General features: G+C 49.7%; 20 protein-coding genes and 1 pseudogene. 16 read left to right on the top strand and 5 right to left on the bottom strand.

Features of this window, described 5'->3' with window-relative positions; genetic code table 11:
• Window position 1 precedes the first annotated feature (1 nt).
• The 6 genes from DQG23_RS38740 (at window position 2) to DQG23_RS38710 (ending at window position 5,237) form a co-directional block, all read left to right on the top strand.
• Window positions 2-1,975, top strand: coding sequence for a beta-N-acetylhexosaminidase (locus DQG23_RS38740; protein WP_113036413.1), 1,974 nt, complete (start codon window positions 2-4; stop codon window positions 1,973-1,975).
• 284 nt (window positions 1,976-2,259) lie between these two features.
• Complete coding sequence (locus DQG23_RS38735) at window positions 2,260-2,514, top strand: hypothetical protein (protein ID WP_113036412.1); 255 nt, start codon at window positions 2,260-2,262, stop codon at window positions 2,512-2,514.
• A 370-nt stretch (window positions 2,515-2,884) separates the two neighbouring features.
• Window positions 2,885-3,406, top strand: a complete 522-nt coding sequence (locus tag DQG23_RS38725) for a YfiT family bacillithiol transferase (RefSeq protein WP_113036410.1) — start codon at window positions 2,885-2,887, stop codon at window positions 3,404-3,406.
• A gap of 247 nt (window positions 3,407-3,653) precedes the next feature.
• The gene (locus tag DQG23_RS38720) at window positions 3,654-3,992 is read left to right on the top strand and encodes a VOC family protein (RefSeq protein ID WP_113036409.1); all 339 of its coding nucleotides are present in this window, start codon (window positions 3,654-3,656) and stop codon (window positions 3,990-3,992) included.
• A 145-nt stretch (window positions 3,993-4,137) separates the two neighbouring features.
• A complete protein-coding gene (locus DQG23_RS38715; protein ID WP_113036408.1) occupies window positions 4,138-4,686 on the top strand; it encodes a phosphotransferase-like protein in 549 nt (182 codons plus the stop codon).
• Between the two features lie 80 nt (window positions 4,687-4,766).
• Window positions 4,767-5,237 (top strand): GNAT family N-acetyltransferase, encoded by a 471-nt coding sequence (locus DQG23_RS38710; protein WP_113036407.1) that lies wholly within the window; start codon window positions 4,767-4,769, stop codon window positions 5,235-5,237.
• A 265-nt stretch (window positions 5,238-5,502) separates the two neighbouring features.
• On the opposite strand, the gene DQG23_RS38705 is transcribed toward DQG23_RS38710, so the two are convergent.
• Window positions 5,503-6,411: an AraC family transcriptional regulator gene (locus DQG23_RS38705; RefSeq protein ID WP_238178232.1), complete on the bottom strand. Its 909-nt coding sequence runs from the start codon at window positions 6,409-6,411 to the stop codon at window positions 5,503-5,505.
• A 161-nt stretch (window positions 6,412-6,572) separates the two neighbouring features.
• Between DQG23_RS38705 and DQG23_RS38700 the strand changes: the two genes are divergently transcribed.
• Window positions 6,573-7,685 carry a sialidase family protein gene (locus DQG23_RS38700; protein ID WP_113036405.1) on the top strand — a complete coding sequence of 371 codons (1,113 nt, stop codon included), beginning with the start codon at window positions 6,573-6,575 and terminating at the stop codon, window positions 7,683-7,685.
• A 46-nt stretch (window positions 7,686-7,731) separates the two neighbouring features.
• Window positions 7,732-8,763 (top strand): SGNH/GDSL hydrolase family protein, encoded by a 1,032-nt coding sequence (locus DQG23_RS38695; protein ID WP_113036404.1) that lies wholly within the window; start codon window positions 7,732-7,734, stop codon window positions 8,761-8,763.
• A gap of 189 nt (window positions 8,764-8,952) precedes the next feature.
• On the opposite strand, the pseudogene DQG23_RS43935 reads toward DQG23_RS38695, so the two are convergent.
• Window positions 8,953-9,255 (bottom strand): annotated as a pseudogene (locus DQG23_RS43935) (VOC family protein); the annotation flags it as partial.
• Window positions 9,256-9,455: 200 nt separating this feature from the next.
• Between DQG23_RS43935 and DQG23_RS38685 the strand changes: the two are divergent.
• The gene (locus tag DQG23_RS38685; RefSeq protein WP_113036402.1) at window positions 9,456-10,088 is read left to right on the top strand and encodes a pentapeptide repeat-containing protein; all 633 of its coding nucleotides are present in this window, start codon (window positions 9,456-9,458) and stop codon (window positions 10,086-10,088) included.
• Window positions 10,089-10,091: 3 nt separating this feature from the next.
• Window positions 10,092-10,775 (top strand): DUF1963 domain-containing protein, encoded by a 684-nt coding sequence (locus DQG23_RS38680; protein ID WP_113036401.1) that lies wholly within the window; start codon window positions 10,092-10,094, stop codon window positions 10,773-10,775.
• A gap of 394 nt (window positions 10,776-11,169) precedes the next feature.
• Here the strand turns inward: DQG23_RS38680 and DQG23_RS38675 are convergent, their stop codons facing one another.
• The 3 genes from DQG23_RS38675 to DQG23_RS38665 form a co-directional block, all read right to left on the bottom strand.
• A complete protein-coding gene (locus DQG23_RS38675; protein ID WP_238178231.1) occupies window positions 11,170-11,394 on the bottom strand; it encodes a hypothetical protein in 225 nt (74 codons plus the stop codon).
• Between the two features lie 83 nt (window positions 11,395-11,477).
• Window positions 11,478-11,744, bottom strand: a complete 267-nt coding sequence (locus DQG23_RS38670; protein WP_113036400.1) for a hypothetical protein — start codon at window positions 11,742-11,744, stop codon at window positions 11,478-11,480.
• Between the two features lie 162 nt (window positions 11,745-11,906).
• Complete coding sequence (locus tag DQG23_RS38665; RefSeq protein ID WP_113036399.1) at window positions 11,907-12,092, bottom strand: DUF4177 domain-containing protein; 186 nt, start codon at window positions 12,090-12,092, stop codon at window positions 11,907-11,909.
• A gap of 148 nt (window positions 12,093-12,240) precedes the next feature.
• On the opposite strand from DQG23_RS38665, the gene DQG23_RS38660 reads away from it, so the two are divergent.
• From DQG23_RS38660 to DQG23_RS38630, 6 genes are all read left to right on the top strand, one after another.
• Window positions 12,241-12,939 (top strand): polysaccharide deacetylase family protein, encoded by a 699-nt coding sequence (locus tag DQG23_RS38660; protein ID WP_113036398.1) that lies wholly within the window; start codon window positions 12,241-12,243, stop codon window positions 12,937-12,939.
• Between the two features lie 208 nt (window positions 12,940-13,147).
• Window positions 13,148-14,005: a GNAT family N-acetyltransferase gene (locus tag DQG23_RS38655; protein WP_113036397.1), complete on the top strand. Its 858-nt coding sequence runs from the start codon at window positions 13,148-13,150 to the stop codon at window positions 14,003-14,005.
• Window positions 14,006-14,143: 138 nt separating this feature from the next.
• Window positions 14,144-16,447: a helix-turn-helix domain-containing protein gene (locus DQG23_RS38650; RefSeq protein WP_113036396.1), complete on the top strand. Its 2,304-nt coding sequence runs from the start codon at window positions 14,144-14,146 to the stop codon at window positions 16,445-16,447.
• 532 nt (window positions 16,448-16,979) lie between these two features.
• On the top strand, window positions 16,980-17,837 hold the full coding sequence (locus tag DQG23_RS38640; RefSeq protein ID WP_238178233.1) for a carbohydrate ABC transporter permease: 858 nt from the start codon (window positions 16,980-16,982) through the stop codon (window positions 17,835-17,837).
• A 30-nt stretch (window positions 17,838-17,867) separates the two neighbouring features.
• Window positions 17,868-19,400 carry a type 2 periplasmic-binding domain-containing protein gene (locus tag DQG23_RS38635; RefSeq protein WP_113036394.1) on the top strand — a complete coding sequence of 511 codons (1,533 nt, stop codon included), beginning with the start codon at window positions 17,868-17,870 and terminating at the stop codon, window positions 19,398-19,400.
• 48 nt (window positions 19,401-19,448) lie between these two features.
• The gene (locus tag DQG23_RS38630; RefSeq protein ID WP_113036393.1) at window positions 19,449-20,390 is read left to right on the top strand and encodes an ABC transporter permease; all 942 of its coding nucleotides are present in this window, start codon (window positions 19,449-19,451) and stop codon (window positions 20,388-20,390) included.
• Window positions 20,391-20,403: the final 13 nt, after the last annotated feature.

The following is a 20,403-nucleotide window of genomic DNA, read 5'->3' as shown; positions in this document are numbered from 1 at the left end:
AATGCTGATCATACCCGAACCGAAACATATGCACATCGGGCAGGAGGGAACATTCGTCTTGCGCGACGGAATCCCGATCGTCCTGCCGCAATATAACCAAGCGGATTTTCACAGCGCCAAATGCCTGAAACGATATATGCAAGAAGCGGCCGGCATCACGGGCGTCATCGAAGCGCATAATCGGGTCGACCGTTTGAAATCGTACATTTTGCTGCTCAATCTCGCGCAAAGTCCCGATCATATCCGGAACGAAGCCGAGGCGCGGTACGTCGCTTCCCTCCGTCCGGAAGGATACGTGCTCGAGATTGCGCCCGACAGGATCGTCATCGTTTCGCAGGATGATTGCGGATTGTACTATGGCGTCCAGACGCTTCGGCAAATCTTGAACAATGTGCGCAACGGCAGCCTGCCGGCGATGGAAATCTGCGATTATCCCGATTTGTGCGTTCGCGGCGTCATGCTGGACATGAGCAAGGTCCCGACCATGGAGACGCTGCACCGGTTAGTGACGGATTTAAGCGAGTACAAGATGAATCATTTGCAGTTGTATATCGAGCCGCACATGTTTCGGTCCAGAAGCCATCCTCTCCTAAGCGAAGGAACCGGGGCCATTAACGCGGAGGAACTGATGGAGCTTGGCGATGCGTGCGCGCGCGTCCATATCGACCTGGTTCCGAACTTTCAATCGTTCGGCCACGTTGCGAGAGTGCTTTCTCATCCCGAATACGCGCATTTGGCGGAAGACGATCGCATCAAATTTTGCTTGAGTCCGGCAGTGGAACAAACCTATACGTTTCTGGCGGAGCAGTACGATGAATTTCTGCCCTTGTTCCGCTCATCCTGGATGAACGCAGGCTGCGACGAAACGTTCGAGGTGCGCGACGGTAAAGGCAAAAGCGCGAAGCTGGCGGAAACGATCGGTACCGCAGGCGTCTTTTTCGAACATGTTGAAAAAGTGATGGCGCTCGCCCGTGAACGAGGCAAAGAAACGATGATTTGGGCTGATCAGATTACGCATGGCGGCGATCCCGCCTATCTGGACTGCTCGCTGCAGCTGCCGGACGATATCGTATACGTCAATTGGTGGTACGATGCGGAATGGGACTATGCAGCCAAGGAACGGATGCTGGAGGAGACGGGGCGCAGGCATCTGTTTTGTCCCGGCACGAGCAGCTGGCTCCGCTTGTATCCCGAGTATCCGATGGCCAAGCGGAACGTGCGCAATTTTACGGCAGGAGCCGTACCGCACGGTTCATTGGGTTTGCTGATGTCGGATTGGGGCGATTACGGGCATCTGCCCGGACAAAGCTATTATGGCTTGTTGTATGCGGCGAATCTGGCTTGGCATACGCAATCCGATGATGACGAACGGTTCGATCGGGCGTACGGCTTGAACGTTGTCGGCGACGGGGACGATACGTTTGTTTTCATTAATCGTATCCTTAGCGATATCCACGACAAGTCGCGTATCGACCATGAGTTCCGTAACGTCATGACCGAGGTTTGCTTCTATGACGGGCTGTTGTCGGACGAATGGGTCGACAAGGCCGACCCTGGTCTCGTGTTATGGGGAGGCATCGACCGGAGTCGCAGAGCTTCGGAGTACACGGACCCGGGCAGAATGGGCGAAGTTGCACGGATGTTGGGCGAGGCGAAGCGAGCATTCGACAGTTGTAAGGCCGGAGAGTGGAGACAAAAGCAGCTTTATGACGAGATCGGTTATACACTTCGCTTGTTGACGTTCGCATGCCGGAAATATGAGCTGATCCAGGTATTGAAAGGCGATAACTACGATGCCGATCAAGTTAAGCGAGACATGAACGCGCTGCTTGAAGAAAACGACCGTTTGCAGGAAACGTTCAAGTCGTTATGGCTGCGTTCCGCTAGGCCGGAAGGGATGGGATGGCATTTGGCAAGATTCGATCGGGTGAGGGACGATATCAGCTTGACAATGGAACGGCTTGGCGGAAAATAGTCCGTGCGGAGCGTGGGCGGAAGCTTTGGAAGCTGAATAAAAAGCGCTTCCGTTAGAACTCGCAAAAGTTGATTTTTGCCCAATTAGCGGCCTGTATTTCCGTTAGAACCCCTACGGTCGGATGGCCATCGTAAGGAATGAAAAACGTCCGCTAGCTGGCCGTGTGAAATCAATGCGAGCGGAAACACACACATGTAAACGTAGTTCCTAGCACTTTAGGACCGTCCGGTAACTTCCCCCGGACGGTTTTTCTTATATCGCGCTGCTTTTGAGGGTTCCTCAATATGCTGGAGTCCGAATTCGCCTACTTGCAGCAAGGAATCGAGGTTCGCCTAAGGCTGGAGTCCGATTTTGCCGGCTTGGAGAAAGGATTTACCGGTGTGCCGAGCAAAATACCCGCTGCAAATAGGCGTTTTCGGACTACAGGCGTGGAAAGGAAGCCGTCCCCGATTCCAAGCGGGCAAAATCGAACTCCAGCGCATGCAAGTGACGAGCGAGGAAGGGCAAGCAGGTGGGAATATCGATTGGAGGACCGGTAATTCAAGACGTGACAGAATGCACCGAAGCTAGCGTCCAAAGATGCCATAACATTTTATCCTTGGTTTTTCGGCAATGGACTAGGCGGCGTAACAAAAATGTATTTTTCGCGTCAATAAGTATAGTTGAACATCCTTGAGGCAAGGAGTGATTGCTTGGCCGATTATGTAGGCATTATTCTTGCGTTACTGCTAGGCGTTGGATTTCTGTTCATTATGAAATATAAAACAAGGCATAAATCGGTACGTTTGATAGGCTATGCGCTTCTATTGATGAGTCTTCTCCTTGTCGTTTTCGTTGCAGCAGGTTATCTCGCAGATGCTTCGCACGAATACGGACACTAGACGGCCTAAACGAGAAAGAGGTGAAACGATGGAAGATATGCGTTACCCGACCGGTAAATTCGAAGAAATAAAAAATCCCACCTCCGAGCAGCGAAATAAATGGATCGGGGACATAGCGGAAGCGGGCAAGCTTCTTCGGCTGACTGTGCAAAACATGAGTATGGAGCAGCTGCATACGCGATATCGCCCTGGCGGATGGACCGTCCGGCAGGTCGTTCACCATGTGGCGGATAACGATATGAACGCCTTTATTCGTTTCAAAAGAGCACTGACCGAGGACAGCCCGGCGGCAAGCTCGTATCGGGAAGACTTATGGGCGGAGCTGAGCGACTATCGGGTACCGGTTGAAGCATCGCTTGGTCTCATAGAATCGATAAATATTCGATTTGCGGCCTTGCTCGAATCCTTGCATCCGCCGGATTTTACAAAAACGTTTACGAGTCCCTCCCACGGCTTGATGAGTCTTGATACTGCGGTTCAGAGGTATGTTTGGCACGACCGGCATCATATCGCACAAATCGCTTCGCTTAAATCACGTATGGGGTGGTAAGCCGGAAGCGAAGAAGGAATGCTCGCTAAGCGGGTATTCCGGGTTGAATCAGTTGGAGGAGATTGCTTGCGGGCGGCTCCTCTTTCGTTTTTTCGTTTGAGGGTTAGCGCTGACGGTTAAAGTCATGTGACGGGTTTGCACGCAATAAACATTGGGATCATAGCCGAAAGATTAGCACTTGCATGAATTTGATACGCTTAGCGAGTACGGAGTTTAGACGAATCTTCGGGAAAAGGAAGTGTAGCCGATGAAGGTAAACCATCTCAATCTCACGGTGACCGACGTAAAAGCAGCTCAAGCGTTTTTGGAAACGTATTTCGAACTGCAAACCGGGCACACGCGCGGCGATTCATTTGCCGTATTATTTGACGATAGCGGGTTTGTGCTTACCTTGATGAAAGGCGCCTCGGTCAGCTATCCCAAAACGTTTCATATCGGCTTCATACAAGAAAGCGAAGAGCGTGTGAACGAGATCAACCGGCGTTTGAAGGATGACGGGTTTGATGTCGAGCCGCCGCAAAGATCGCATGGCTGGACATTTTATGTCCAAGCTCCGGGCGGGTTTACCGTCGAGGTGCTCTGTTGAAGGAGTTTATCGCTATAGTCGTTTTTTCCGGCTCGCGAGCTCCGGGTTGTGTTACGCTATTCCAGAGGCGGATCATCTCCGGCCGGTGCATGTGAAGGTTTTTGGGAAGAGCGGAACGGCCGCAACAAGGGAAGGAGATATAGTAATGACGGCTCACGAACAAAAAGGGATTTTTCTGATCACGGGTATTATGGCGTCGGGAAAGTCTACGGTTGCTCAGCTTCTTGCGGAAAAATTTGATAGAGGCGTACATCTGCACGGCGATACGTTCAGGAGAATGATCGTCAGCGGAAGAGAGGAAATGCTTCCGGGCTCGGACACGGGCGGGGAAGCGGTTCGTCAACTGCAGCTGCGTCACCGCATTTCCGCCGCGGCTGCAGACGCTTATTTCGAGGCGGGGTTTAACGTCGTTTTGCAGGACGTCATCATCGGTCCGATGCTTCAGGAAACGGTGGAGCTTATTCGAAACCGCCCGTTATATGTAGTCGTGCTGGCCCCCAATCAGGAAGCGGTCGCAAGCAGAGAAGCGAACCGGCCGAAAAAGGGGTACGGAATATGGACCGTTTCCGAGCTCGATCGCGGGCTGCATGAAGATACGCCGAAAATCGGGATGTGGATAGACTCGTCAAGCTTAACCGCCGAGGAAACCGTGGAGCAGATCTGGCAAAAAGGTTGGACAAAAGCGCTTGTCTGAGTCTACGATAAGGACAACGGGGTCGGCATGTTCGCGGATCGATCCATTTCCCCAAAAAACAAAGCGGAAGGTGATGCTTGATGTTTAGCCATAGGGCGGCAGCGTCCCAAGATTTTAACGAGATTGCTAAATTCCCGCAGGATGCCAGGGAGTTATTTTTCATGTACCCGAAGGGCGTATATCCGCTAACTGCGGACCAGCTAGAGAAAGCGGCAAGCACGCGCATTCGGCCGACCGTAGTTCTTCACGGCGATCATGTTGCCGGATACTGCAATATTATTGAGGTTATCGAGGACTCCAGCTGGTTGGGGAATTTTATCGTCAACCCGTCATATCGAGGCATGGGAGCAGGCAAATATTTGATTGAGGCCATGAAAGAGGTTGCGAAGTCGGAGCTGCAGGTGAACCGTTTTCGGCTTTTATGCCACAGCACGAATACGGACGCCTTGTTGTTTTATACGAAGCTTGGCTTCAAGCCGTTTGACTCCAACATACAGACCGATAATGAGGGAAAGCCGATAGTCGGAATCAAGATGGAGGTAACGCTATAGGAAGCAGGCGCTTTGTGAAAATTTCCGCCGGCCGCACGCTTCAAGCGTGTTATAGAGGCGGAGGGCGCGCATTGTTTGAGATCAAGCCGTTTTTACATAGAAGACGTCTTGTCGGCGCATTGTTGCGGCTGCATATCCCTAATTATAATGAAACCCAAAGGAGAATAAGCCTTTGGGTTTTGTTGAATTCTCGGAAAGTGTGCGCGCTGCTGATTGTTCGACTTATTGATAAACGAGCCTGCCCTAACAGGACGCCGGCAGCCGTTTAGCCTTGTCTGAAGGCGAGGGGAGTGATGCCGACATTCGTTTTGAAGGCGGTGTAAAAGCTGCCGGCCGTCTGGTAGCCGACGCGTTCGGCAATATGGGAAACCGGCATGTCCGTATTTTTGAGCAGGTCCATGGCGACCTTCATCCGTGTTTGCAGCAGCTTTTGCCGGAAGGACGCGCGATACCGTTCGTTCAAAATGCGGTTGAGCTGCCTTGTACTGACGTTGAGCTGTCTCGCCAAATCTTCTTCCCTAATATCGCCGTTATAGTGCGAGGCGAAAAAAGCGTCGATGACGTTCGTCCGCAGATCGTCCGGCGTTTGTTCCGGGAAGCCGTATGCAGCCGAGGAGGCCGACGGAGCGAAGCGGATGATGTCGATCATCATCTGGGCGAACAGGCTCCGGACTTTCGCCAAATAGCCGAGCGGCTGCGCTTGCAGCTCGTCCTGAACGGCGCTAACGAGAAGAGACAGCCTGCCGTCATCCTTTTGCGTATAAAAGGTCATGGCGTCCAGCACGCGGAGAAGCACGTTTGTTTCGCCGCCGGCGCTGTGCGGCTTGCCGCCCGAAGTTGCCCTATAGCTGAAGCGGAAGCATATTTTTACGACGGCTCCCTGCATGACGGACAATTGCGAATGATACGTTCCGGGAGGGATGACGCAATAGCTTCCTGCCTCCAGCTCTGCATAAGTATCGTCGACATACATGATGCAGCGGCCTTTTTGAACGAGATGGATTTCATAGGCGGCGTGGTTGTGGCTGAACTCCTGGCCCCACTCGTAAGCGGTAGAGCTGAAGAAGCCGACGTCAAGATCGATATCGAAGAGAAGTCCTCCGGCTTCAACGGCAAGCTTCATATGCTCGGGCTCTCTGCTCGCGTACCGTTCGTTCAAGGTATCAACTCCCATGCGCTTCCTGCTATGGATATCCATGCAGAGATGTATGCCGAATCCCGGATTACTAGCAAGAAAGACGCTGTTATTTCAGCCGTTAACCCGTATTTTCTTCATCATAATGGATCGAGAGCCAAGCGTAAACTAGGATTATCGAGAAGGAGAAGGTGACGAACATGTCCGCAATCGAATGTATTAGCTCAGGCATTATTTATCGAAATCCGATTCCCCATGTGTACAGCAAGCATGCGTATTTTCCGTCCGTTCTGCAGCTTGAAGGCGGGGAGATGATTGCGTCGTTCGGCATCGGCCAGGCGTTCGAGGCTCCCGATCTGCATACGCATATCGCGCGCTCGACCGATCAGGGGGAAACCTGGACGCTGGAGGGAAGGCTGTATCCGGGAACGACGGACAGAATCACGTCCGATGCATGCCGCCTCTCGCACGGCGAGAACGGAGAGATCGTGGCTTTCGTTATCCGCCATGACCGAAAGCGTATTGACGAAGGCTTGGCCAATCCGGAAAATTTGGGCTTCGTCGAGGTGGAGCTTCTATTGTTCCGCTCCCGGGATGCGGGCCGGACATGGTCAGCGCCGGAAACGATCGAGCCGCCGTTAACCGGCCCGAGCTTCGAGATGACGTCGCCGATCGTGCCGCTGCGCGACGGCAGATGGCTGCTGCCGACGTCCACCTGGCGGGGATGGGACGGCTACTGCCCGAACGGGATGAGAATGGTTGCGTTCGCCTCCGCCGATCAAGGAAAGTCGTGGCCGTCGTATTTGGATGTTATGGCGGACGAAAACGGCAGCGTTATTTACTGGGAGTCCAAAATTGTCGAGTTGGAGGACGGAAGGCTGCTCGCGGCCGCTTGGGCTTACGACGAGCGGGAGAGCAAGGATTTGCCGAACCAGTATGTCGTAAGCCAAAGCGTGGAGGAACCGTTCAGCGAGCCCCGTTCCACCGGCTTGTTTGGGCAAACGCTGAATATGATGCAGCTGGACGACGGCAGCATTTTGACCGTGTACCGCCGTATCGACGAGCCGGGTTTATGGGCGAACGTATCGCGGCTGGACGGAGTCGAGTGGGTGAACGAAGGGCAGTTTCCATTGTGGGGTCAGCGGATGGGCGGATTGACGTCGCAGAACGTGAATATGGCCGACAATTTCGCCGTGCTGAAATTCGGCGCGCCCAGCCTTTGCCGGTTAGCTGATGGAACCGTTTACGTTTCGTTCTGGGCCGTCGAAGACGGAGTGAGCAATATTCGCTGGCTGAAGCTGCGAGTCGGCTGATCGAGGCCGGACCGGCATTTGCAGTTGAGCAAAAGGAGGACATCCCATGTTGAAATGGATTCCGGCGGCCGACGGGCGGTTTTCCGTGAACGGCTTGCCGTGGCTTGACGAAAACGGAGGTCGGCTGGCACGTTTTCCGGATAGGGCGCAGGAAAGCGTCCCCGGCACCGTATGGTCGTTATCCAGCATGACAAGCGGAGGGCGCATCCGGTTCGCAAGCGATTCGGGAAGTTTCTCGATTCGGGCTTCCCACGGCTCCGAGCCGCGAATGATCGATATGTCGCCGTTGGGCCATAGCGGGTTGGACCTGTATGCGGGTCCTCCGGGCGAGATGAACTACTGGGGAACATCAACCCCGCAGTTCGGAGGAGAAACGTACGAGCATACGTACTTCCGCGGGCTTCGGTCAGAAATGAGGGAGTTCACGCTTTACCTGCCCACGTACAACGATTTGGATATGCTGGAAATTGGGCTGGACGAAGAGGCTTCAATCGCCGTGCCGGCGCCGTATGCTCTAGATAAGCCGGTTGTTTTCTACGGCAGCTCGATTACGCAAGGCGGGTGCGCAAGCCGCCCGGGCAACGGCTACGTGCCGGTTTTGTCCAGGGAAATGAACGTCGATGTGGTGAACCTCGGCTTCAACGGCAGCGGCAAAGGCGAGCCGTCCGTTTGCTCGCTGCTGGCTGAAATCGATGCGGCCTGCTATGTGCTCGATTTCCATGTCAATCTCCCGACTGCAGCGGAGCTCGAGGCTGTGTACGCTCCTTTTTACCGTCAGCTGCGATCGCGGCGGCCGGAAAGACCTATTCTTATGATTTCGCCGCTCTATTCAAGCAGCGAATGGTATGACAAGCAAACCCAGGCTAAATACGGAGGAATGAGATCGATCATACGAAGCGTGTATGAGGAAGCGGTCGCTCAGGGAGACCGGCATGTGTATACCGTTGACGGCTGCAGCCTGATCGGTCCGGGAGACGAAGGCCGCTACGTGGACGGCCTACATCCGAACGACATCGGCTTCCGGCAGATGGCCGATCGTCTTCAGCCGATCCTTCGGCAGGTGCTTCAAATTCCGTAGTCGGTCCGCATGCCGCGGCATATCGGCTCCTTAAAAAAGTCGCCCGATGGGCGGCTTTTTTCGTGCCCGGCAGGGTAGGCAAGCGGTTTTTGAATTGAAGAATCGTCAGCTTTTGAAAAATAAGTTTTAGACTTGATCCGTTAAAAAGAAACAGCGGCGGACCAAGACTTGAAAAATAAAGTCTAATTATTACATGTCTCCGACAATATTTACTATATTGCCTTCAGTGTCCTCAAACGAAGCATACACCATACCGATCTCGGCAATTTCGGTTCGCTGCTTTATGATTTTACCGCCGGACTGCATGATTCGTTCAATCATTCCCTCAACATCGTCAACCCGAATTACAAGGCGCGGCTCCTTCAGTTCTCCGCTTCGCCGTGCGATTTCGCCATGTTTAGCGCCAGTCATAGTCTTGTTTGCGTAAACTTCGTCCGGGCTCCAGCCAAAAATTCTCCCATAAAAACGCCATGCCCGTTCCTCATCATCTGCGGGAAGTTGAAACCATTAAGCTTTCTCCGATATTTCCCCCAGGTCGCTAGGACCTTTTTTATAAAAAGAAACTTTTTTGGCAAAGGCATCGTTATTACTTATAATCGCCATAAGCGCTATTCATTAGATCAAACCGTCTCAGCAGATCTCTATCATCCTGACGGCATTAGACTGCCAGTAAAATAGAAGGAGGGGCTAAATTGAACAAGAAGTCACTCATTGCAAGATGGGACGACGACCAGCTTGCTGAAGTGAATCAATTGTTGACCGCTGTTACAGGCAAACATAATCTGCATAAAAAAGACCGCTCCTTTCCATCGTCCCCCTATGGACAAACGGATACTGGACTAGAGGATTATCGGGGAGTTACCCTGACCGAGACCATACAATACCTGACAGTACAGGGCGTCGATCTGTCTTATGCATGCTTCGATTATTCTGCAAGCTTGAACACCTCAACATTTACAAATTGTTGCTTTGACGGGGTCAAACTGGATAGCAGATATGTGACTCATACATTCAGCCGATGTTCTTTCCGAGGAGCAAAGCTGAATAATGCCAGGATCAGCAAGCAATTTAACGATTGCGATTTTACAGGCTGCAATTTAAGTAAAGCGATAGCGAACGATGTATCGTTCATACGCTGCCGTTTTTCCGACGCCAATTTTCGTAGCGCATTATTTTTATATTGCCGGTTTGAGGAATGCAGCTTTGATGGAGCTTTTTTTCATAACGGGTCGGTAGCCGGAAGCCGCTTTACGGGAGAGACTGGCTTGCTCCCTGTTTGGGGAAATACGATATTGGACGATGTCAAAATCATAGGAGGTGATTAATTTATGAAGAAATTCAAGATCGATAGTTTTACTCGCGTCAGTGAACGGGTCCAGACTCCCATAACGAAATTCGGAGGACAGCCCGTTTGGCTGACAGAACCGCAATGGCCGCTTAGCAGCGGGTGGGACAAGCGTCCTATGATGTTTATTGGCCAGATAGAGCTGAATCCGCAACTTTTCCCTACCCCAAACGTTTCTGTTCCTCTAATGGCCTATCTCTTTGTTACACATGCGGAAAGTATGGAAGAAGGCTTCTTTGATCCTGATATTATCGACCCGGATGGCGGTGAAAATGCGATCATTCTCCAGCCGGGAGGCGAGGTTCTGATCGATACGGCCCCATTGGTTAACGGACCAACGCTGTGGGATGATAATGGCGAAACTTATGAAGGGATACCTCAGCTGCAAGAAGCCCAGGATCCGAAATTTCTCGCTTCCAAGTCCTACATTTTGCTCACCAAGGATGAGCAGAACGCCTATAGCGATGAAGTTGACGGCGATAAAATCGGGGGTGTGCCCTTCTTTTTTCAAGGCGATGGTTGGCCGGATGACAGTAACTGGCGGTTACTGCTGCAACTGCATGCGAATTTCAAGCCCTTTTGCTTGCTGGCGGGAGCCTCGCCAACGATTTTTGCATTTGTGAATGAGGATCTGACGACCGGAAAGTTAGTCATTCAGGATTGTTAGTGAGGAGCATTGCGATGTCAGTATAGATCTTTCGGGAAGAACCCGTAGAGTGCTTGTCCAGATTCAGATGTAACCTTTGGATCAAGGTAGAAATTGGTGATTGGCTGAATCTTCGCAACCATTTCTACAGGCTCTTCTTCATCCTCCAAGATCCGGGTTTTCGCCGTCACTTATGGTACGGTTCAGCTTAACAGGTCTATCGGCGAAAAGTCACTTTGCATGTTACTGTAAACTTTCTTTGTCTCATTAAGATCTCATATATGCGAAGACCGCCTAGTTAATCGGCGGTCTGGTTGTGAATGGTTTAACTATTGTTCCCCGTCAGTTCAAACAGGTCTCAACATTATTCGAGAATTGTGAATGTACGGGAAGATTGCATGGTGCATAGGTTATTTTAGGGCTTCATAATTGCTTCCAGAGCTTCTGCAGCTATGGTCTTGACTGCCTCATTACTATGTTCAGTACTCTCCACTATGGTCTGCAGCGCTTTCTTCGCGATCTCCAGCTGTTCGGTTAAACGATCAGCAATTTGTGCGATTTCGATGGTAAAATCGTCTGTTAACTCGCCATTACCTATTAAAACAACCGCAGTAAATTCGAATTTATTCTTAATCTTCATACATCTCCTTCAGGTTGGGTGAACTAACGTATCCGTTAGTTGAACAATTATCCGAATGCCTTCTGACCTTTGTCTTAAGATTATTAACTTTTCCTATTGGATAGTTTTTCATAAATATAGACAATTGGAAACCACAAAAATATGGCGTGAATGAGTCCGATAATCGAAGCAATTAATACGGAACCTGGAACGCTTATCATTCCTGCTTTAACGCCACTTGCAATTACTTTCTCGCCGCTTTGAACAACTATTTCATTCGTAAAGAAAGAAGCTATCAGTAATCCAATACCGACAATCAAACCAAAAATAGTATAAATCAAAACTGTTCTCCGTATGACTTTTTTCAACATCTTAAATTCTTACTCCATTCCGTTTGTTGGTGATAATTATTCGGCGAAATCATTAAATTATCCTGCCCTTTAGTTGAGAAACGGCAGCCGAACGTTGGGGTCGGCTGCCGTCATGTATTTATTGAGTTCTTTTACCTGTCTTAGCTTAACCTATTTCTTAATTCAACTTTGAACTACTCGTTCAAATATAATTTCATACTTCGTAGGTTTTCCATGTCCATTATAATGTGTCGGCAAAACCTGCACTAATCTCCAACCGTCTTTAGAATGTTCATCAATCAGCTCACGATGTGTTGCCGATGAGAAGAATCCGCCTAAAGTCGTTTCAACATATTTGTATTCGTACAACCTATCCAACTCCTTTTTTCAAGTATGTACGATTCCGTCCCCTGATAGTTTCAGCAAATCCCCGTTACTTCAATGAAAACAGGGAACAGGGCCCGCCTGTTCTGCTATAATTTTATATTGTTACCTTGAAAAGAGGAAGGTGAACGTAATGAAAAAAATTCTGCTATATATCGGCATAGGGATAGCGGTGATTTTCCTTTTGTTATTCGGGACAGAAAAATGGATGAACGCTAGAACCTACCAGTTGTTTGGCGGCATCGTCGATCGGGTGGAGACCAGTCAGAAGGTGGTAGCTTTGACTTTTGACGACGGTCCGACGGAGAACGTCAATCGGATTTTGCCGTTATTGGATAAGTACAATGCGAAGGCTACCTTCTTTTTAATAGGTGGAGACATCGAAAAATATCCGGAAGGCATCAATAAAATTGCGGAAGCAGGTCATCAAATTGGAAATCATACGTATTCTCATAAACGAATGGTTTTCAAATCATCCTCCTACATCAAAGAAGAAATCGAAAAAACAGACCGATTAATTCGGGACTCCGGCTATAAAGGCGTAATTGATTTTCGGCCGCCATATGGCAAAAAGCTTGTCGGACTGCCCTATTACCTCAACAAGCACGATAGAGAAACGATAACTTGGAATATAGAGCCGGATACCTTTTACAGCAAAGCGGCGGACAAAGTGAACTACGTGAAGGAGCGTATAAAACCGGGCTCGATTATTTTGATGCACCCGATGTATGATAAAACCGGCGAAGAGCTTCTGGCTATTGAGGGGATTTTACAGGCGCTGTCTAACGAAGGATATAGGTTCGTATCGGTGGATGAGCTGCAGGAGTTGTAATGTCAAGTATGCGAGGGGCATGGAATTCGTTACAAACGAAAAGAAGCTTAAACAAAAAAAGTTATGATGCTGCCGCGGATTGATCGGGCAGTTTTCCTTTGTTGAAGGGCAGTTTCATTAAACTAAAACTTACCCTCGATTCGATATTCCCAGGCGAATATAGTGATGCTGTAGATATTTATTTCTTTTTCAGAAGAGGAGCATTGCTATGTCAAAATACAAATTGGAGCAAGCGGAAAAAGAGCTTTTTGCAGTGTACCAGGTACTTTATAGCGGTGCGGATATTGAAATGTGGTACGACTGGAATTCGCGGCTCAACGATACGAGGTTCAGCGATCATTGTTTTTGGATCATGCGCGATGGTGAAAGGATCGGCGGCGCCGTTATCAACAATGGAACGGTTATGTATCCGTTTTTGATATCGCCCTTTGCGGACAGAACTGTTTTTTTGAGAGCCTTGTTTAGTTGCTGCAATGATATTGTACACATTAGAGGCATTTTACAAAAAGATGTCAGTATTTTGCTAACTTTTGCATATCGGATACATGTGATTCGGCAGGTTATGTGCTGTCCGGCCGATGCCGGTATAACGGCGAAGCTGCCTGACGGTTTTTCGCTGCATGTTTTGAACGATTCTTTTGATAGTGTCACAGCTGCCAAAGTGATTTTGGAAGGATACGGCGGAGGAATTGACCATGAGCTTTTCGGCGTTCCGGACGAAATCGAGGTCATAAACGATACGAATCGTCTGATACAAATTTATGCCCACCGGAATCTTTCCATTTATGTGTTTGATGAGACGGAGCAAGAGGTTGCGGGGCTTTGTATTGCCGGTATCGGTAAGAAAATGCCTTTGGGATTTGCCGAGATCGGTGAGATCTGTGTTTTGCCTAAATACAGGAATAAACGGCTTGCGGAATGTATGCTTAAACAAGTAAGGGCAAACGCCCGTGAATATGCGCAGGTTGTTAAGCTTTGCGTTACAGTCGGCAACCATGCAGAGAACTTATATAGAAAGATCGGTTTTCAGCCAGGGCCAAGATTTGCAAATATGAGTAGAAGATAAGCCTGCATTGATGGGCGGCCTTTTTGAAATGGCGAAAGCATTGGCCGGTAAGTATGCTATAATGATTACTACCATAAAGGCAAGTAGTCTTTATGGCTACGTGTAATCGCTTACAATCAATGCAAAGAGGGTATCGCCATGAATTTCGGCATTCGCATCAAATGGTTTCATAAGCTGCTGTTCACTTATATCATTACGATTATCATACCTGCGCTGCTGATCAGCGGGATTTATTTGTACAACTATTCCATCGAGCTGAAGGATGAATTCAGTAAAGCTTCGTCCATTCAATTGCACAGTATGTCAGCTCAGCTCAGAAGCATGGTGAGTCAAGTCGATCAATTTACGCTGCAGCTTACGTTCCTTACCCGCTTGAACGAAATGATCAACAATCCGTTCGCGGAAAGCTTGTACAACTATTCCCTCATGCGAAGCAATCTCAGGGATACGGTTCTCGCTAACGGCATGGTGAACTCCGCCTATTTGTATATCCGGCTTTCGGATAAAGTGATCACTACGAATGAAGGAGTTTACGAGCGAAAAGATTTTTACGAAAAGCAGATCGTGGACGACCTCATGAAGAGCACGGACGGAATAAGCGGCTTTCAAGTCAGACAGATCAACGAACCCCTCAACTCGAGGCCTGTGGAGGTGGTTTCCTTTTACCGGAAGCTGCCGCTGCTGGGCAAGGATTCCCTGGGTCTTCTTGTGGTCAATGTGAAAAAGGACAGCTTCTTCGAGGCGTTCCGCCAATGGGCCGACTCCGAATCGAACAGGACGGTCATTGCACACTCCCAAACCGGACAGGTCATCTATGCCAATCATACAGGGACGGCGGTGTCGGATTCCATCGAGGCTTATCTAAGAAAGGGAGAGCCGGACAAGGCAGGCGCCAGCGATATTGTGAAAACCGGAGAAGGAAAATATTTCATCAATTCGATGAGCACGGGGTTTGACGAGTGGGAGCTGATCCGTCTCGTTCCTTACAGCCGGTATTCGGAGCAGATGGGTAGCAAAACGGTCGAAACCGCCCGGATGACGATCCTGGTCATCTTATTCGGCTTCCTTCTGGCTTACTTGTTTTCACTGTTTGCCTACAGGCCGTGGAAGAAAATCACATCGCTATATTCGAGCTTGTTTGAAGCCGATCCGAACGGAAGACGGAATGACGAATATATGATGGTGCATGACGGCATCGCGCGATTGATGAACGAGAATCAGCAAATCAAGTCGATGATCGAACTAAACAAACCGATCGTCCGTCACAGGCTGATTTACGATTTACTGAACGGAAACAGCAACGACATGCCCGCTCATCGCGAAAGATTGGAGCAAATGGGAATTGAAACCCCCGGGCCGTATTATACCGCGCTAATCGTTCATATTGACTGGAGGACGAATGAAGCCTTCGACGATTACAGCCAGATCAGCTTGTACGTGTTCGGGTCGGTCGAAGCCGCCTTTCAAGAGCGGTTCCCTGCATTCGGCTCCATTCTTGACGAAGGCCGTCTCGGGTTTATTGTAAACGTTGATCGAACGGGCATGGAGCAAGAGCTCCAATCCAAGTTGACGGAAATATGCCTGGATCTTAGCGAGAGCGTGCAGATGGATACCGGATTGCATTTGCAGTTTTCGTTCGGGGACGTTTGTCATGCGTTAGACGATTTGCATCGCTCCTACGACTTGGCCAAAAAAGGTGTAAAGTATAAAGCGCTCTTCAGCAAGACCGACGTTGTATTTATGCAAAATAATGGCGATGACCGTACGTTCGATTACCCTCTGGCTCTCCAGAAGCAGTTGGTCGGCAGCGTGAAGCTGATGGATCGGGTCAAAACGGGCGAGACCGTTTCCGCTTTTTTCAAGGAGTACGTTTATAGCGGACACTACCCTCCCGAAAAGACTCAGGAAACGATCATTCTCCTTCTCAGCGCTGTCATGCATGAACTAATCCGGGAAGGCTACGAAATGGAGAGCGTGAAAAGTGCTAGTCTGATGCAAATTCATGATATTAATAACAATAAAGAGCTGGAGGCCTGGATTTCCGGCAAAATAGAGGCGATCGTTGACGAACTGGAAGCCCTGCAGGACAAGAAAAACGATAACTTATACGTTAGCAAGGCGATCCGGTATATGGAGGAAAACTACGACAGCGCGCTTTCGATTTCCGACATTTCCAGTCATGTAGCCTTGAGCAGCGGCTACTTAAGCAGGATTTTCAAATCTGCGACAGGGGATTCGCCGCTCGATTATTTGAATAAGTACCGCATCGGCCGAAGCAAGGAATTGCTTGCCCAGGAGAGAAAATATTCGCTGCAAGAAATCAGCGAGCAGATCGGCTATAAAGAAGCGCATAGCTTTATCCGTTTTTTCAAGAAATATGAAGCGATAACGCCGGGCGAGTATCGTAAGGCCGCCTTGGAGCAAAGAGGCAAGGGCGGATAAGCGAAAGAAGTTGCCGGCAGCCTTACCTCGGAGCAAAGAGGCAAAAGCGATTAAGCGGCGGTGGGGACCAGCCGCAGTTATGCATTGCTACACCGCGCGCCGGTGCATAAATCGAACAACTGCTGCAGCCAGTTCCGGCCGGGACTGGCTGTTTTCCGTCAGCGTGCCGAAAAGGGCATGCGTATGCAAGAAGCTGCCGTTATGCTTTGCATGACAGCGCCAGGATCCCGCCAAGGCCGGTTTATCCGGGCATGTGCAATTTCTGTACTTTATGTTGCATTAATAACTTTTCGGCGATAAAGTGGCTTTTTATACATGAAAGGCATTTCGTATGCTTGTTGAAAACGCTATCCTGATGAATACTGATAACGCATCCAAAATCGGTTCGAAGGCGTTTCCGCCTGCTTCGTTCGGAACGTCGGGAGCCATACCGAAGGAGGTCATACAATCATTCGTCCGCTATACGCGGATATGTAACCGTCGATTGGAAATACCGAAGCTTCGTTTATAAGGGGGGATTGCTTTGAATGCCGTGAACAGCATCGGAGATCGGATTTTTAACACGGTCAATGCCGCCGTCTTAATCGCTTTGGCCGTCATTACGCTATATCCGATGTGGCATGAAATATCGATGTCGCTGAGCTCGATGGAAGGTGCCCTAAGAGGCGGATTCTTCCTGTGGCCTAGAGAATTTACATTGGCGGCTTATGAGGCCGTATTAAAGTCACAATACATTTGGACGGCTTACTACAATACTATTTTCACTACGGTGATCGGAACGATTCTAAGCACGCTGCTTACTGCAATGACCGCCTATCCACTGATCAAGGCCCGGATGCCGGGGAAAAATATCCTGACATTCCTTATCCTGTTTACCATGTTGTTTGGAGGCGGATTAATACCGACCTATTTGCTAGTGAAAAATGTCGGGCTTGTCAATTCCTTGTGGGCGTTAATTATTCCTTCCGCCATTTCGGCTTATAATGTCTTGATTATGCGAAGCTTCTTCGCATCTTTGCCTGCGGAGCTGGAAGAGTCCGCGATGATCGACGGAGCCAATCCGATCCGGATTTTTTTTCGGATCATTTTGCCTCTATCGATGCCGGTCGTCGCCACGATCGCCTTGTGGGAAGCGGTCGGCCGCTGGAACAATTTTTTCGGCGCATTGATTTATTTGAACGATAAGAGCAAGTACACGCTGCCTGTGCTCATTCGCGACATTATTAATGGCCAGGAGCAAGCCAAGGCGATGGGGGATTTGGCCGCCTCGGCTACGGATTCGATAATTGCCGCAACGATCGTTTTATCTCTGCTGCCCATCCTTTGCGTCTATCCGTTCTTGCAAAAATATTTCGTTAAAGGCGTCATGATCGGAGCAGTCAAATCTTGAATCATTCCGGATTAGGGAGGATTTAATCGAATGAGAACAAACTTCAGAACCGCCGCAAAAATAATTATGACGGGTGCGCTCGCCGCAGCCGCTGTCGGATGTACGGCGAAGGATCCCGGCCAGAGTGCTGGAGAAAGCGCCAAGCCGGCCGAAAAGACAACTTATAATATGTTTATGAACCGCGCCATTCCGGATTTTCCTCCCGATGGGGGCAAAGGCAAGCAAGAAATGCTGAAGGGGCTCGAAAAAGCCGGAATCACGGGGGCGGATTGGAATTTATCGCTGGCTTCCGGTCAGGAATACTACACGAAGCTAAACCTGCTCGCGTCTTCGGGAGAGCTCCCGGATTATTTCAACATCGATATTCCGACGATGGCTAAATTTGCCGAAGAAGGCTTAATCATGCCTTTGGACGATTTTATTAAGAAAATGCCGAACGCATCGAAAACGTTTAGACAGACAGACTTGGACGCTGTGACCTACAACGGAAAAATTTACGCGATCCCGACCGGGTTTCGCCCGGAGCCGTTTAACGGGCCCGCCGATGCCGGTTTTAATATTCGCAAAGATTGGCTTACAAAAGTCGGCTTGCAGGAGCCGAAGACGGTTCCTGAATTTTACGAAGTATTAAAGGCGTTTACTGCGAAAGACCCGGACGGGAACGGAAAAAACGATACGTATGGCCTCGGCGGAACGAAAACCTCCAATTTCGAAGGCATTTTTGCCGCATACGGCGTCGTTCCGTCATTTTGGCAGGAGAGAGACGGGAAGCTGAAGCAAGGCTCTGTTCTTCCGGAAACGAAGGAAGCTTTGAAAGTGCTCAACGGATGGTACAAGGAAGGTTTGATCGATCCCGAGTTCGTACTGTCCGAAGTAAAGCAAAAGGATGAGAAATTTATCAATTCCAAGGTCGGCATAATCGAAGCGAACGCGTTTAATATTCAACCGAGTATGCCTTATACCGCAGGGCTGAAAAAATCGGTTCCTGCCGCAGAAGTCGGATTCCTTATGCCGCCGGCCGGTCCTGAAGGCAAGTCCGGCATGCCGGAGCCTGCGCCTGCAGCTGGCGTCATGTTCGCCGTATCCGCCAAGGCGAAAAATCTCGACTTGCTTGCAAAGGTACTGGATTGGACTGCGTCGGATCAGCCCAACGGCGGATTTATGACGGTCGCTTACGGAGTTGAAGGCGAGCATTACACGTACGACAAGGAGAAAAATCGGGTGACGTTGAAGGTGAACAGCTTCAATGATTTGGCAAGCTCGGGATTTTCCAACCCCGTGCAGTTCGTCAAAGTCGTCGACAAACGCTGGATCACCGACGAAGCGCTGCAAGCGATGGAGTTGGCAAATAAATATTTGGTCAAGAACGATTTCTGGAAAACCGTTCCCGCTATGCTTGATTATCCGGACTTGAAAAAGCTCTGGGAGGAATACTTCGTAAAGATTGTAACGGGGGAATATACGGCGGACAAGTGGGATGATTTCGTCAAGGCTTATTACAAACAAGGCGGGCAGCAGGTAGAAGACCAGGTCAACGCCGAATGGAAGAAAGTCAAAAAGTAATCCCGTCGTTTCCAGTCACAGGCAGACGAGCGGAAGGAGGGAACGGCGATGAACAATCCGACGGCAATCGGGCCGCAAACGGCTTACGGAAGCGTGGCAAGACGCAGCGCAAGAAAAGTTTGGAACCAATACAAATATTACTACCTGCTTATTTTGCCAGGCGTCTTGTACTTCCTTATTTTTCATTACGGTCCGATGCTCGGTATTATGATCGCGTTTAAGGATTTCAAGATTATCAAAGGAATTCTTGGTAGCGATTGGGCGGGGCTGAAGTGGTTCGAGATGCTCTTTACCCAAGACGGCTTCTGGCTGGCGCTTCGAAATACATTCTATATCAGCTTCTATAAACTTATTTTCGGGTTTCCCGTGCCGATCATACTCGCTATCATGCTTAATGAGCTTGCACATGTCAAACTGAAAAAGCTGATTCAGACAATCGTTTATTTTCCGCACTTTTTGTCATGGGTCGTCCTTGGCGGAATCATGATTGCGATCTTGTCGCCGAGCACGGGCATCGTGTCGATTTTCGGCGTGAGCAAATCTCCGCTTATGGATCCCGGACAATTTCGGGGATTGCTCGTCCTATCGGAAATTTGGAAGGAAGCAGGCTGGAGCTCGATCATCTATTTGGCGGCAATCGCCGGAATCAATCCCGAAATGTACGAGGCGGCTAAAATCGACGGAGCCACGCGGCTGCAGGCGATCCGCTTTATCACCCTTCCCTCGATCAGCAGTACGATTATCATTTTGCTGATTTTGAAGACGGGACATATTTTAAGCGCAGGATTCGACCAAGTGTATATTTTGTACAACCCGATCACCTATGAAGTAGGGGATATTCTCGATACGTACGTATACCGGATCGGGCTGTCGATGGGGAAATATTCGCTTGCCGCAGCTGCCGGTCTTTTCAAATCCGCAGTCGGACTCGTCATGCTGCTTTTCACCAATTGGCTCGCGAAGCGTCTAGGTGGTCAAGGATTGTGGTGAAGATTCGTTTTTG

This window comes from Paenibacillus contaminans (assembly GCF_003285015.1).
Lineage (GTDB): Bacteria > Bacillota > Bacilli > Paenibacillales > NBRC-103111 > Paenibacillus_V > Paenibacillus_V contaminans.
The sequence above is the reverse complement of the archived record's forward strand: the minus strand, read 5'-3'. Positions and strand labels throughout refer to the sequence as shown.